Here is a 539-nt window from a genome sequence, read left to right as displayed (position 1 = left end):
GTGCTGGAGCACGCGCCGCGGCCGCATCAGCTCGCAGGTGCTCAATGAGCTCTACCACAACGCCGTGGCCTGCTTTCCGGGCCCCGAGACGCTGCACCTGGTGCGCGCGCAGGTGCGCCGCCTGCGCGTCTGGCAGCCGCCGCACCTGGCTGCCTACGTGGTCGACGGCGCCTGGGATCTGCAGGACCGCTACGGCCTGAGCTACTGGAACGCGCTCATCGTCGCTTCCGCGCACCAGCAGGGCTGCCGCCACGTGCTGGGCGACGTGCTGCCCCACGGCCAGCGCTACGACGCGGTGCGCGCCGTGAACCCCTTTCTCGTCACTCCCGACGCTCTGGAATCGCTCGAATGACCGACACCCTCACCGCCGCGCTCGGCCGCATCCGCCCCGACGTCCGCGCCATGCATGCCTACGCCGTCCAGCCCGCCACCGGCGTGCTCAAGATGGACGCGATGGAAAACCCGTTCCCGCTGCCGCCGGAGTTGCAGGAGGCGCTGGGCCGGCGCCTGGGCGCACTGGCGCTGAACCGCTATCCCGG

2 protein-coding genes are annotated in these 539 nt (G+C 71.6%); both read left to right on the top strand.

Translation table 11 applies throughout. From position 1 onward, the window contains the following. The coding region (locus tag AC066S_RS39110) for a PIN domain-containing protein (protein WP_478271949.1) at positions 1-352 on the top strand (352 nt) is incomplete at its 5' end. Beyond that, the coding region (locus AC066S_RS39105) for a hypothetical protein (RefSeq protein WP_478271948.1) at positions 349-539 on the top strand (191 nt) is incomplete at its 3' end. The genes AC066S_RS39110 and AC066S_RS39105, both read left to right, overlap by 4 nt.

Source organism: Bradyrhizobium sp. CFUWI, assembly GCF_056429085.1.
This window is presented reverse-complemented; position numbering and strand designations above follow the sequence as displayed.